The 13,119-nt window shown below is 58.4% G+C and carries 15 protein-coding genes and 1 tRNA gene; 8 read left to right on the forward strand and 8 right to left on the reverse strand.

The features are described from left to right. Positions 1-436: 436 nt before the first annotated feature. A complete protein-coding gene (locus tag BG455_RS06035) occupies positions 437-1,039 on the forward strand; it encodes an invasion associated locus B family protein (protein WP_071469041.1) in 603 nt (200 codons plus the stop codon). Between the two features lie 92 nt (positions 1,040-1,131). On the opposite strand, the gene BG455_RS06040 is transcribed toward BG455_RS06035, so the two are convergent. From BG455_RS06040 to pdxH, 6 genes are all read right to left on the reverse strand, one after another. After that, a complete protein-coding gene (locus BG455_RS06040; RefSeq protein WP_084386163.1) occupies positions 1,132-1,608 on the reverse strand; it encodes an MmcB family DNA repair protein in 477 nt (158 codons plus the stop codon). Between the two features lie 340 nt (positions 1,609-1,948). After that, positions 1,949-2,269 (reverse strand): hypothetical protein, encoded by a 321-nt coding sequence (locus BG455_RS06045; protein ID WP_071469042.1) that lies wholly within the window; start codon positions 2,267-2,269, stop codon positions 1,949-1,951. 107 nt (positions 2,270-2,376) lie between these two features. Beyond that, positions 2,377-2,453, reverse strand: a tRNA-Pro gene (locus tag BG455_RS06050). Positions 2,454-2,525: 72 nt separating this feature from the next. Then, a complete protein-coding gene (locus BG455_RS06055) occupies positions 2,526-2,999 on the reverse strand; it encodes a DUF192 domain-containing protein (RefSeq protein ID WP_425438719.1) in 474 nt (157 codons plus the stop codon). Next, positions 2,999-3,553 carry a cold-shock protein gene (locus BG455_RS06060; RefSeq protein ID WP_071469044.1) on the reverse strand — a complete coding sequence of 185 codons (555 nt, stop codon included), beginning with the start codon at positions 3,551-3,553 and terminating at the stop codon, positions 2,999-3,001. The genes BG455_RS06055 and BG455_RS06060 overlap by 1 nt, the downstream gene beginning before the upstream one ends. A gap of 108 nt (positions 3,554-3,661) precedes the next feature. Further along, a complete protein-coding gene (gene pdxH / locus BG455_RS06065; protein ID WP_071469168.1) occupies positions 3,662-4,267 on the reverse strand; it encodes a pyridoxamine 5'-phosphate oxidase in 606 nt (201 codons plus the stop codon). A 247-nt stretch (positions 4,268-4,514) separates the two neighbouring features. Here pdxH and fabI point away from each other — a divergent pair, with 247 nt between their 5' ends. Together fabI and gpt are read left to right on the forward strand one after the other, a co-directional pair. Then, positions 4,515-5,336: an enoyl-ACP reductase FabI gene (fabI, locus tag BG455_RS06070; RefSeq protein WP_071469045.1), complete on the forward strand. Its 822-nt coding sequence runs from the start codon at positions 4,515-4,517 to the stop codon at positions 5,334-5,336. Positions 5,337-5,338: 2 nt separating this feature from the next. Further along, positions 5,339-5,842, forward strand: coding sequence for a xanthine phosphoribosyltransferase (gene gpt, locus BG455_RS06075; protein WP_071469046.1), 504 nt, complete (start codon positions 5,339-5,341; stop codon positions 5,840-5,842). Here the strand turns inward: gpt and BG455_RS06080 are convergent. Further along, positions 5,839-6,441 carry a (d)CMP kinase gene (locus BG455_RS06080; protein WP_071469047.1) on the reverse strand — a complete coding sequence of 201 codons (603 nt, stop codon included), beginning with the start codon at positions 6,439-6,441 and terminating at the stop codon, positions 5,839-5,841. The genes gpt and BG455_RS06080 overlap by 4 nt on opposite strands. A 168-nt stretch (positions 6,442-6,609) precedes the next feature. Here BG455_RS06080 and BG455_RS06085 point away from each other — a divergent pair, with 168 nt between their 5' ends. The 4 genes from BG455_RS06085 (at position 6,610) to BG455_RS06100 (ending at position 10,265) form a co-directional block, all read left to right on the forward strand. Then, positions 6,610-7,380 (forward strand): MipA/OmpV family protein, encoded by a 771-nt coding sequence (locus tag BG455_RS06085; RefSeq protein WP_071469048.1) that lies wholly within the window; start codon positions 6,610-6,612, stop codon positions 7,378-7,380. A 107-nt stretch (positions 7,381-7,487) separates the two neighbouring features. Continuing rightward, positions 7,488-8,951 carry a leucyl aminopeptidase gene (locus BG455_RS06090; RefSeq protein ID WP_071469049.1) on the forward strand — a complete coding sequence of 488 codons (1,464 nt, stop codon included), beginning with the start codon at positions 7,488-7,490 and terminating at the stop codon, positions 8,949-8,951. A gap of 6 nt (positions 8,952-8,957) precedes the next feature. Then, complete coding sequence (locus BG455_RS06095; RefSeq protein WP_071469050.1) at positions 8,958-9,446, forward strand: DNA polymerase III subunit chi; 489 nt, start codon at positions 8,958-8,960, stop codon at positions 9,444-9,446. Between the two features lie 426 nt (positions 9,447-9,872). Next, positions 9,873-10,265 carry a DoxX family protein gene (locus tag BG455_RS06100; protein ID WP_071469169.1) on the forward strand — a complete coding sequence of 131 codons (393 nt, stop codon included), beginning with the start codon at positions 9,873-9,875 and terminating at the stop codon, positions 10,263-10,265. A gap of 48 nt (positions 10,266-10,313) precedes the next feature. Here BG455_RS06100 and scpA read toward each other — a convergent pair whose 3' ends face one another. Next, a complete protein-coding gene (gene scpA, locus BG455_RS06105; protein WP_071469051.1) occupies positions 10,314-12,458 on the reverse strand; it encodes a methylmalonyl-CoA mutase in 2,145 nt (714 codons plus the stop codon). Positions 12,459-12,554: 96 nt separating this feature from the next. Here scpA and BG455_RS06110 point away from each other — a divergent pair, with 96 nt between their 5' ends. Further along, on the forward strand, positions 12,555-13,082 hold the full coding sequence (locus tag BG455_RS06110) for a DUF4174 domain-containing protein (RefSeq protein ID WP_170124686.1): 528 nt from the start codon (positions 12,555-12,557) through the stop codon (positions 13,080-13,082). Positions 13,083-13,119: the final 37 nt, after the last annotated feature.

Genomic DNA, 13,119 nt, shown 5'->3' on the forward strand with positions numbered 1-13,119 from the left:
CTCCCTGTCAGACTCGCTGCGCCACTGGCGCAGCGTTTTTTGGGCGCATGGCTGCCTGTGCGCTGGCCTGTCCGCTGGCCTGTCAACGCATGTAAACCTGTACGCGCAATGCAGAAAATCTGGCAAAGGTTTTTCTGTTGACGGACCCAAGATTTAATTCTAACGTCTTGTCAATTCGTCGGCCGGTCCGGCAGGGAGATAAAAAAATTAAACGAATAAGGGCCTTTGGGCCCTTATTTTAATTTTTGCGCAGCGCGGCCTTCGTGCGCGTGTTGGCAGTTTGGGGCACTGGCTGCCAGTCTTTGGCCGGGATCGGTGGCGCTGCTGCTGGCTCACAGATGTTCAAATGTCTCGCAAATCTCGTTTTTCTGCCTGACTCTTGATTTGACACATGTTACCAGTTCCCCAATCCAGACCATGATTTTAAGGAACCAGAATGGCACAGTGGACTGTTGGCATTATCAAAACAACCATGGCCGCCGCGGCCTTTACATTAAGCGCATCAAGTCTGTTCGCACAGACATCCGAAGCGGCCGACTCGCCCCTGACAGGCTTGTCTACGGGTGAAATCATCACTCAGGAAAATGACGAAAGCTATGTTGGCAACACGCATGGCGATTGGGAACTTGTCTGCGTGCGCATTCCTGATGAACAAGACCCTTGCCAGATGTACCAGCTTCTGCGTGACGGCGAAGGCAACGCCACTGCGGAAATCACTGTATTCCCCCTGCCCCCGGGCCAAGAGGCAGCGGCAGGCGCAACCATCCTGACACCGCTTGACACGCTGCTGACGGCGCAGTTGGTCATGCAGGTCGATAATGGGGATGCAAAACGCTACCCTTTCACATTCTGCACCGCCATCGGCTGCATTGCACGGGTGGGCTTCACGGCTGCCGAAGTTGATGCATTTCGTCGTGGCGCAACTGCGACATGGTCGCTGGTACCTGTTGCGGCACCAGATCAGGTTGTGAACCTGAATATGTCCCTGATCGGCTTCACTGCCGCTTTCGCCGAATTGAACGAGCAACTGGGCGAATAAAACCGCTGAAATTCTGTCTTGGCCCGGCCATTGTGCCGGGCTTTTTCATGCCCGCAAGCTTGGTGGTTGTTGTTGCAAGCCGTTCAAACGGGTCAGAACCCCGCCGCATCGAAATTGGGATCATATGTGCGCGCCAGTCGCAATGCGGCCTGCCGCGCGAACCCCTGAAGCACCGCCCTCCGCCGCGCTGGCGCCAAAGGCATGGCGTCGGGCATACGCAAGATTTCAGCGCCATATCCATCCCCCAGCAACAGGCCAGAGGGCTCGGGCAAAATCTCGGTCGGGAATTCGGGGCCGACAGCCCAGAAAAACCTGTCGCACCACTCCAGATAGCCCTGCCATTTCTGGTCTGACATGAAATCGCTGCGGCTGGATTTGCATTCGATTACCCAGATCTCGCCCTTCGGACCAAGCCCCATGACATCGACACGCAGCCCGCGCGCGGGCACAAATTCGGTCAATGGCGCAAACCCCAGACTGCTGAGGCAGCGGCTAACACCGCGCGCCAGCACCATGCCGGGGGCCAATGGCTGTTGGTCTGGGGGTAAGGGCTGCATCGGGGTAAACATGAACACATCATGAACTTGCGTCAAGTGCATGTTTGATCTTGCACCACTGCCAGACGCAACCTATCTGTATGGCAGGCAGGTGCTGCTCTTCGCGTGCGTGGCCCTTTTCCAGTGGCCGATAAGTACATCCGAGGGAGCTGGCTCTGACAGGGTCCTGGCCTTGTTATCTGGCGCCCACCTGAATTTTCAGGCTCTCGGGAAATTCACGCCACCACGGTTGCTGCGGGCCTGCCGCCCTTTAAAGCGTTCCGGTTTTTCTGTTGAAACTGCCGAAACGCTTTTGTTTTATGCTGCCAGCAGCTTGAACCAGAAAAACCCGCCAGCTTTCCCTGAGATTGCCTTAGCGCAGGCCGTCCCTGTCGCGTGTAGAAATGCGGATCGGAATCAGCTTGCCGTTCCAGATGGGCATGCCGCGGTCGTCATCATCGTCATCATCGTCTTCATACCCCATCCGCATGATGCGAATGGCAAACTGAACTGCCGCAAAGACAAGCCCGTTGAAGAAGAAGATAAGAAAAAGCCCCAGCAACCCGTCGCTGGAGCCAAGCAGCAATCTCTGAAGATTGCCGATGTCGAAATATATCAGAATGGCGGTAAAGACCGCAGACAGACCAAAGCCTATGAAAATCTGCTGGATATAGAGCTTGATCAGTTTCGGCATATCTGGCCCCCTGGCGTTAGAAGATACAGATAGGCATCACGCACCGAAATACAACCTGTTATCGCACAGACTGGCGAGATGTCGCACACAGACAAAACTTCAGAAGATGGTCGGGGCGATAGGATTCGAACCTACGACCTACGGTACCCAAAACCGTCGCGCTACCAAGCTGCGCCACGCCCCGACTGAGAGTGTCTTTAGCGGGGTTGTCGGACAGAGAAAAGAGCGAATTGAACTTTCGGCAAAAGAAAAATGCTCACTCGCATGGCCAGAGCGCGGCAGCCTGATCCAGCCGCGGGTGGCGCATCTCGCTGCCCGTGACCATGCCCAGCATCTGCGACAAACCGCCGTTGATTTCCAGCACCATCAAAACATTCGGGCCACCGGGAATCGGCGTTATGTCATGCGGAATCGCGTCGCGGTGAATGCGCGTCACCTGCCCTGTCGGATCAACAAAAATCATGTCCAGCGGGATCAATGTGTTGCGCATCCAGAACGAGGGTTCTGTCGGCGCGTCATAGATGAACAGCATTCCAGCAGACCGCGGCAGGCTTTCGCGGTGCATCAGCCCGCGTGCCCGCGTTTCTTCGGTATCGACAATCTCGACAGAGAAACGCGCCTGCCCCCATGGGCCGCGCAGATCGACATATTCCTCTGCGCAGGCGGCAAAAGCGCCATTCGCCAGCAGAGACAGTACACCCGCCACCAGCACTATGTGCAAGGCGCGCATCATTCTTGTGCCGCCCCGCTTTCGGCCTTGCGCGGCACGATACCTGCCTCCCACGGTTCGATCGAGACGGCCATGCGCCCCCGCTCTCCCGCGACGGCGCGCAGGGCGATGGCTTCGCCCGGTTGCAGATCGGCCATGCCAGACCGGCGCAGGGTTTCCATGTGAATGAACACATCCTCGGACCTGCCAAAGACATTGGCGAAGCCAAATCCCTTGACCTTGTCAAACCACTTCACCCGCCCGGGCTCTATCGGGATAGAGGTGTCGATCGGCATGGCCTGCCCGTCTGCATCATCGGTTGACGCGGTCTCGTCTTCGGGGGGCAGCACTTCCAGCACTTCATGGGTCTGCAACCCCCGCGCGGTGCTTTGCACCGATACGCGGATGCGCGCGCGGTCGCAGACAGAACTCAGACCGAAATTGCGCAGCGCATTGGCATGCAGCAGAATATCCGTCTCTGCCTCATCCGACAAGATAAAGCCAAAACCCTTGGCCGGATCAAACCATTTAACCACCCCCGCGATGATTTCGACGGAGCTTTCGTCAGAGGCCATTCTTACTGTCTCGCCTGTTCTGGGGTGATCTAGCGGATCGCGGACCACAGTCTTTGGATTAACACTCGGAACACAGAATACAAACGCAGATATCAGCTTTTTCAGGACTTAGGGCGACAATCTCAATATGGTCCAACCCGTCTCTGAAGGCGCTTTACGCCAGCATATCCTGTCATGCAATCGAAACGCACCATCGGCCCAGAATTCAATTTCGACAGGGGTAATCTTGAACCCGCCCCAAAAAGGCGGGCGCGGCGGGTTGGTGCCATGGCGCGCGGTCTGGCGCGCAACTTCGGCCATCAGTTCCGCCCGCGACCCCAAAGGTTGCGACTGGCGCGACGCCCATGCCCCAAGGCGGCTTTTCAGCGATCTTGACGCGTAATATGCATCGGCTTCTGGCCCATCCAGCTTGCTGACATGCCCGCGCACGCGCACCTGACGCCTCAACGACTTCCAATGCATGACAAAAGCAGCCTTGCCGCCGTATTCCAATTCCTGCGCCTTGGCACTCTCGAAATTTGTGTAGAATGTAAAACCGTCGGGTGCGATATCTTTCAGCAGCACCATCCGCGCATTCGGCATGCCTGTGCTATCGACAGTCGACAGGGCGATTGCATTGGGGTCATTGGGTTCGGAAAGTTCCGCCTCGTCAAGCCAACGCTTCACAATCTCGAACGGGTCTTGCCCGGCAAATATTCCGCTTCGCTCGCTCAAGGTCATTCCTTTTTGCATGGACATGATCACATCACAAAGTGACAGGTTTCGCCACAGCACCCAACAGGAAACTATTTTAATTCACAAGTGTTAACAACTCTGTCAGATGACGCAACCCCGCATAAAGGGTTTCAACCGCCGCGCCCCTGCCGCGCCTTGGCGCATCCTGTGTTTCACCCCGGACAATCTTGCCCTTGTGCATGGCTTGGCATAGAACACCGTAACGTCATCTTGGGGTAGACATAAAATGAGCGGTTTGATGAACGGCAAGCGTGGCCTGATTATGGGCCTTGCGAATGACAAATCCATCGCATGGGGAATTGCCAAGGCACTGGCCGAACATGGCGCGGAACTTGCGTTCTCGTATCAGGGCGAAGCGCTGAAAAAACGCGTGCTGCCGCTGGCGGAACGTCTTGGCACGCCGCAGGTTTTTGAATGTGACGTGGCCGACATGGCCTCTCTCGACCAGCTGTTTGCAGACCTCGAAGCGCTCTGGGGCAAGATAGATTTTGTCGTCCACGCCATCGGCTTTTCCGACAAGAACGAATTGCGCGGCCGCTATGTCGATACCAGCCGCGACAATTTCAACATGACAATGGACATCTCGGTCTATTCCTTCACCGCCGTATGCCAACGCGCGGCCCGCATGATGAATGATGGCGGCAGCCTGCTGACCATGACATATTACGGCGCAGAACAGGTTATGCCGCATTACAATGTGATGGGCGTGGCAAAAGCGGCGCTGGAAGCATCGGTCAAGTATATTGCCGAAGACCTGGGCAAAGACGGCATTCGCTGCAATGCCATCAGCGCGGGGCCGATCAAGACGCTTGCGGCATCCGGCATTGGCGATTTCCGCTATATCATGAAATGGAACGAGCTGAACTCTCCCCTGCGGCGCAATGTTACGCAGGAAGAAGTTGGCAAGGCCGCGCTGTATTTGCTGTCAGACCTCGGCTCTGGCACAACGGGCGAGAACCTGCATGTCGATGCAGGCTATCATGTCGTCGGCATGAAAGCCGTAGATGCGCCCGATATTGATGTTGTGACCGGCAAGAAAGAGGCTTGAGAATGACCGAGCGCCTGCCCCATGAAAAAGGCTTCCACATCAGCTGGGACCAGATCCACCGCGACAGCCGCGCGCTTGCGTGGCGGTTGGAACAGCAAGGCCCCGGTGGCGGGCAATGGCGGGCGATTGTTGCCATTACGCGCGGCGGGCTGGCGCCTGCAATGATCATCGCGCGCGAATTGGACATTCGTGTGGTCGATACGATTTCCGTGAAATCCTATGACAACCAGACTCAGGCCGAAGCCGTTGTCCTGAAAGCCCCGCAAGCCGAGATCATGGGCGATCAGGGCGAAGGCATTTTGGTGATCGATGATCTGGTAGATACCGGCAAGACGCTGGATCTGGTGCGCAAACTCTACCCGAAAGCGCATTTCGCCACTGTCTATGCAAAGCCGATGGGCCGCGACATGGTGGACAGCTTCATCACCGAAGTCAGTCAGGACACATGGATTTTCTTTCCATGGGATATGGCACTGCAATATGTGGAACCCTATCGCGGGCGCTAAGGCCGCGATACCCGCCCCAGACGTTCGGCGATCACTGCTTGGGCCTGCGCAATAGCCTGCTCGATGCTCAGATCGGTCGTGTCCAGCACCACGGCATCTTCTGCCGGACGCAACGGCGCATCTGCGCGTTCCATATCGCGGGCGTCCCGAATGCGCACCTGCTCCAGCACCTCGTCATAGCTGCCTTCGCCCGTTTCTTGCCAACGGCGCATGGCGCGCGTCTCGGGGCTGGCGGTGACAAACAGTTTCACTTCGGCCTGCGGGCAGATGACAGTTCCAATATCGCGCCCGTCAAGAACCGCGCCGCCCTCGCGGCGGGCAAAGTCGCGCTGGAACGCAACCAGTGCGGCGCGCACCTGCGGGTTGACGGCCACACGGCTGGCAGCCTCACCCGCCGCAACTGTGCGCAACCCCTCGCGCGCAAGATCCTGCGCCGAGAGCGTGCGCGCAATCTCGACCGGATCGCCCGTTTTCATGCCAACCGCGCGGTATAACAGCCCTGTATCCAGATGGGCCGCGCCCAGATGCTGAGCGATTGCGCGGCTGATCGTGCCTTTTCCGGCCGCTGCGGGACCATCGATAGCGATTGTGAACTGCATTCCGATTTCCTGTTTTTTCACCGCTCTGATGCCCGCTCTGTAACCAAATAACAAGATTTCTGTGGCAGATTCATATTTCCAACTTGGACAGATGCAAATCCACACAAAAGGCCTTAAGTATAATCGAGACCACCACGACCTGAGTCGCTTTTAACGTTTGGGAGTATCATGAAACACCGTCTTTGTGCCATTTCGACAGGTATACTTGCCGCAGCCTTGCTGTCACAGCCCGTGCTGGCACAGGATCGCGCGTTGTCGTTTTCGGTGACAGGTGGGGCGGGCGTTGCGCCCAGCTACTTCGGGGCGGATGATTACACCATCAGCCCGACGGGCAGTCTTGGCTTTACCGGCCTGCGCTTTGGTGCCGTGCAACTTGGCGACCCGGATGGGCCTGCGCGTTTTGTTCCCGGCACACGGCTACGCGGCGCGTTTCGCTATATCTCCAAGCGCGAAGGCAAGGACGAGCTTGCAGGATTGAACGATGTAGATGCCGCGCTGGAAATCGGTTTGGGCCTGCACCACTCTGCCGAATGGTGGGAAGTTTATGGCGACCTGCGCTATGGGGTGATTGGCCACAAGGCTTTCGCGGGCGAAATTGGGACGAACCTGATCTACCGCAGCGAAACAGGACTGGTTTTATATGGGGGGCCGCGCGCCGAATTTGGCGATGCCCGCTTTATGCGGACATATTTTGGCGTGACGGGGGCGGAAACTGGTCCGTCCTTTCCCACTGCTTACACCCCCAGCGGTGGCCTGTATTCGGTCGGGGCCGAACTTGGCGGCTATCAACCCTTGAACGCCGATTGGGGCGTGACCGGCAGGCTGCGCTATGACCGGTTGCAAGGCGACGCGGCGGACTCTCCCATCGTGCAACAAGGCAGCCGCAACCAGATTTCAGCCCAGATCGGCCTGACACGGCATTTTAACCTGCGGTTCTGAAGGCCGCCAGACAGACAGCGACGGGAATTAAACCTTGGCATGAAACCAGCATGGCCTTTCTGCCTTAGTCGCGCTACCTCTGGGCTGAACCAACACCCGGAGGCCATATGACCCGCAGCTTGCTGACCGAAGCCAAGCCTTTCACACCTGACGCGCTTGCCACTCATACAGGGCAGGTCATTCTGTTCGCGGATGTAGGCAGCCCCCTGCCCCGTGCCACCCAGCATGCGGACCAACTGACCCATGGCGCGATTGCGCGCGCGGTTGCGAGCGAAGCATTCGCCAAGCTGAAATCCGGCGCGGGGCTGAAACTTGGCTTTCCATCGGGGATGCTGGCCGAATCTGTTCATCTTATCCGCTTGTCACACACCCCTGCTGAAACTGAGTTGCGCGCCGCAGGCCTGACAATCGGCAAGGTTCAGGACAAAAGCGCGACGCTCATCTGCGCCGACAGCCTGCCAGTGGGCGAGATGGCACAGGCCGCCATGCTGCGCGCCTATCAGTACGAATCCCAGAAATCCGACCCGAAGCCCGAATTCGGCCCCCTGCATCTGATGGTTGCTGACGCGCCTGCGGCCACCGAAGCGCTGGAACTGGCAACAAGCATGGCGCGCGCGGTCCACCTGACGCGCGATCTGGTCAATGCCCCGGCCAATATCCTGACCACCACCAGCTTTGCCAAACAGATCGAAGGGATGGCCGAACTTGGCCTGAAAATCGAGATTCTGGATGAGGACGCGTTGGAGCAGCTTGGCATGCGCGCGCTTCTGGCTGTAGGGCAAGGGTCTGAAAGCCCATCCAAGGTGGCGATCATGAAATGGCAAGGGGCAAGCGGCGCGCCTGTGGCCATTGTGGGCAAGGGCGTGATGTTCGACACAGGCGGCGTGTCATTGAAGCCGGGCGCAGGCATGGAAGAGATGACCATGGACATGGGCGGCGCGGCGGTCACTGTGGGGCTGATGCACGCCTTGGCCGAACGCAAGGCACGCGCGCATGTCATCGGGCTGGTTGGTCTGGTCGAGAATATGCCAGATGCCCGCGCGCAACGTCCCGGCGATGTGGTGAAATCCATGAAGGGCGACATGATCGAGGTCATCAACACCGATGCCGAAGGGCGCATGGTGCTGGCCGATGTGCTGTGGTACGCGCAAACCCGATTCAGCCCCCGCGCGGTGATCGATCTTGCCACACTGACAGGGGCCATCATCGTCGCCCTTGGGCATGAAAAGGCAGGTGTGTTTTCCAATAATGACGATCTGGCCGAAAGCGTGCTGACAGCGGCCGCTCAGGTTGGCGAGGGGGCGTGGCGCATGCCGCTGGACCCTGGCTATGAACCGCTGATCAAATCGCGCATCGCCGATATAAAGAACACAGGCGGGCGGCCTGCAGGCTCCATTACCGCTGCGCAATTCCTGCAACATTTCATCAAGCCGGATATGCCTTGGGTGCATCTGGACATTGCAGGCGTGGCGTTGACAAAAACCGACAGCGCCCATGCCCCCAAAGGTGCGTCAGGATGGGGCGTTCTGACGCTTGACGCCCTGATCCGCGCCAAATTCGAGGACGGTTAACGCCAGATGGGCAAGGCTATGTTCTACCACCTGACGCAGAACCCGTTGGAGGTGACAGCCACCAACCTGCTGACACGCGCCTATGGTCAGGGGCTGCGTGTGGCCGTGCGCGCGCGCGATGCCGCGCGGCTGGACTGGTTGGACGCGGCGCTGTGGCTTGGGCATAAAGCAAGCTTTCTGCCCCATGGGCTGGCCGGTGGCCCGCATGATGCCGCCCAGCCCATTTTGCTGACCACACAGACCACCAGTCCGAATGCGGCCCGGATTGTCATGGCAATCGATTCCGCCGAAGCGCAGCCCGAGGAAGTCGCCCAACTGGAACGGCTTTGGGTGCTGTTCGATGGCAACGACTCCGATGCCGTCGCGCATGCGCGCCTTCAGTGGAAAGCAATGGTGGCGGCAGGGGTGTTGGCGGAATACTGGTCCGAAGACAGCGGACGCTGGGAGATGAAAGCGCAAACTGCCACCCAGAGTTCGTCACCTGACGCAAGATAACAGGTGACGGCTGGGAAGGGCTTCGGGGACATTGAAGAGGTGACCCAAGCCGCGCAGCGTCGGGCCGTAGTGCGGCGATGCTCGCTTCCTGCTACAGCACTTTATGCCAGCCAAATCCGCGTATGAACAAGGCTTTGCGCGTAGCCAAGCCAAATCGCCGTGCCGGGGTACGGCACGGCGATGCGCGGCGGCCTACGGCCTGTACTCCGCGCAGGCGAATGGCTGAGTTGTCCCGCAGAGCTAACCTTCGTAACTGAGGGCCATTTTACACAGGACACCTGTCTTTCAGGTGGCGACTGAACGGGTATGCGGCGCAGTTCCTGGCAGGTGTCGTTTATTGCACAGCTGCTGTGGCCTGATGCGGAATGGCGCTGCTTGGGGGTGAAAAGCTATGTGTCTGTCATCACTGACAAAGGATATATCATCATGACTAACACAACCTTTCTTCTTGCCGCGCGTATACTGCTGGGGCTTCTCTTCGTTGTCGCAGGGCTTGGCAAACTTGGCGATGTCGCGGGCTTTGGCGGCTTCATGGCAACAGGCGGAATTCCCGCAATACTGGCCTGGCCTGTCGTCCTGTTTGAAATCATCGCCGGTCTGGCGCTGATTGCAGGGTTCCAGACACGCATCACCGCGCTTGCGCTGGCGGGGTTTTGTGTGCTGTCGGGGCTGCTCTATCATTTCGACCCTGCCGACCAGATGCAGATGACACAGGTGCTGAAAAACCTTGGCCTTGCAGGCGGGTATCTGGCGCTATGGGTTACAGGCGCGGGCGCGTGGTCGCTGGATGCGAAACTGGGCCGCACGGCAACAGCTTAAACCGCGATATTAGGGCGAGGGGTTCCCCCCTCGCCCTGATGCAATCTTTCAAGACTTGTCGGACAGGCCACGCGCTGCGCGCACCAGATCCAGAATTTTCTTTGCCGCATCTGGAATATTCGTGCCCGGCCCGAAAATGGCCTTCACGCCTGCATCGTAAAGAAACTGGTAATCCTGCTGCGGAATAACGCCCCCGCAGATAACCAAAATATCATCCGCACCTGCCTTTTTCAGCGCTTTCACCAGTTGCGGTGCAAGCGTCTTGTGGCCAGCGGCCTGACTGGAAATGCCGATCAGGTGCACGTCATTGTCGATCGCATCCTGCGCGGCCTCGTCCGGGGTCTGGAACAGAGGGCCGACATCGACATCGAACCCAATATCGGCGAATGCGGTGGCAATCACTTTGGCCCCGCGATCATGCCCGTCCTGCCCCATCTTGACCACCAGCATGCGCGGGCGGCGGCCCTCTACCTCGGCAAAGGCTTCGACATCGGCTTGAATGGCGGCGAAGCTGTCATCGCCCTCATAGGCGGCACCATAGACACCTGCCAAAGTCTTGACCTCGGCGCGGTGGCGGCCGAACACTTTTTCCATAGCCATGCTGATCTCTCCGACAGAGGCGCGGGCGCGCGCGGCATCAACAGCCGCTTCAAGAAGGTTGCCGCCCTCGGTGGCGCGGCGGGTCAGTTCTTCAAGGGCGGCATCGCACGCGGCCTGATCGCGGGTTGCACGAATTTTCTCAAGTCGCGCAATCTGGCTGTCGCGCACTTTGGCATTGTCGATATCGCGGAAATCGATCGGGTCTTCGCTGTCCTTGCGGTATTTGTTGACGCCGACAATCACTTCCTCGCCGCGGTCGATCATGGCCTGACGGCGTGCCGCTGTCTCTTCGATGCGCAGTTTCGGCATGCCAGAGGCGACCGCCTTGGTCATGCCGCCCAGTTCTTCCACCTCTTGCATCAGCGCCCAAGCGGCATCGGCCAGATCATTGGTCAGCTTTTCAATGTAATAGCTGCCCGCCAATGGGTCCACGACCTTGGTGACGCCGGTTTCTTCCTGCAACACCAACTGCGTGTTGCGTGCAATGCGCGCGCTGAAATCGGTGGGCAGGGCAATCGCTTCGTCCAATGCATTGGTGTGCAAGGACTGCGTGCCGCCCAGCACTGCCGACATCGCCTCATAGGCTGTGCGGATCACGTTGTTATACGGGTCTTGTTCCTGCAAACTAACGCCCGATGTCTGGCAATGCGTGCGCAGCATGCTGGATTTCGGGTCTTTGGGGTCGAACTCTTCCATCACGCGCGACCACAACAGACGCGCGGCGCGCAATTTGGCGATTTCCATGAAGAAATTCATGCCGATGGCAAAGAAGAACGACAAGCGGCCTGCGAAATGGTCCACATCCATGCCGCGATGAATGGCCGCGCGCACATATTCGCGCCCATCAGCCAGCGTAAAGGCCAGTTCCTGTACCAGATTGGCGCCTGCTTCCTGCATGTGATAGCCGGAAATCGAGATCGAGTTGAACTTCGGCATCTCGGCGCTGGTATATTCGATGATATCCGCGATGATCCGCATCGAGGGTTCGGGCGGATAGACATAGGTGTTGCGGACCATGAATTCCTTGAGAATGTCATTTTGAATGGTGCCGGACAGAAGTTTGCGGTCAACGCCCTGTTCTTCGCCGGTGACAATGAAATTTGCCAGAATTGGAATGACCGCGCCGTTCATCGTCATCGACACGCTGACTTTTTCCAGCGGGATACCATCGAAGAGGATTTTCATATCCTCGACCGAGTCGATGGCCACACCGGCCTTGCCCACATCCCCCTCAACGCGCGGGTGGTCGCTGTCATAGCCGCGATGGGTGGCCAGATCGAAGGCCACAGACACACCTTGCTGCCCCGATGCCAGCGCCTTGCGGTAAAAGCTGTTCGACTCCTCGGCGGTGGAGAAGCCCGCATATTGCCGGATCGTCCAAGGGCGGCCTGTATACATGGTGGCGCGCACGCCGCGCGTATAGGGTGCCTCGCCGGGGATACTGCCCAGATGGGGCAGTCCCTCGACATCGGCCTGCGTGTAAAGCGGCTGCACCTTGATCCCTTCAAGGGTGTTCCATGTCAGGCTGTCAAGCGGGCGGGATTTCAACTCTTTCGCCGCAATAGTCGACCAGCGGCTTTTCGGATCGCTCATGGCAAGTCCTTTCTGACGTCAGGCAACGGCAAAAATGCGTGCCCTATGGTGTTTTCTTTGGATTTACGCCTATATGCACAACATGCAGGAGGCCTTATGAAACCGCTCTTTACGATTGTTTTCTCACTCGTTTTTCCATTCGCCCTTGGGGCGACGGAAGTCACCGATACTGGCGCAGCCGCCCAAGACACTGCCTTGGCCGCACAGGCCGAAACCGTGACCGATGCGCAAGACGAAGCGCTTGATCCCGATACCACTTTGCTGTTTCTGGATGCCCGCGAGGTGGATGTGCGCGATTTCATCTGGGAACGGCGCATCATCGTGGTGATGGCAGAAACACCTGATGACCCGCAATTCAACCGCCAGCTGGATGCCTTGCGCGAACGGGCCGCAGAATTCATCGAGCGTGATGCCGTCGTAATCTTTGACGCCCATCCGCAGGACCGCAGCACATTGCGGCAGGTGCTGCGCCCGCGCGCCTTCATGACCGCCATCATCGACAAGGATGGAGAGGTCAAGGCACGGCGTCCGGCAGTGCGGTCGGGGCGCGAGTTGATGGCGGTAATCGACCGGTTCCCAACGCGGCGGCAGGAAATGCTGGAGCAGCGCCCCGCCGGGCGGTAAACGGGTTTGACCTTATTGTGGCTGCCGCCAAGCCTAT

The organism is Roseinatronobacter thiooxidans, from assembly GCF_001870675.1.
In the GTDB taxonomy this organism is placed as follows: domain Bacteria; phylum Pseudomonadota; class Alphaproteobacteria; order Rhodobacterales; family Rhodobacteraceae; genus Roseinatronobacter; species Roseinatronobacter thiooxidans.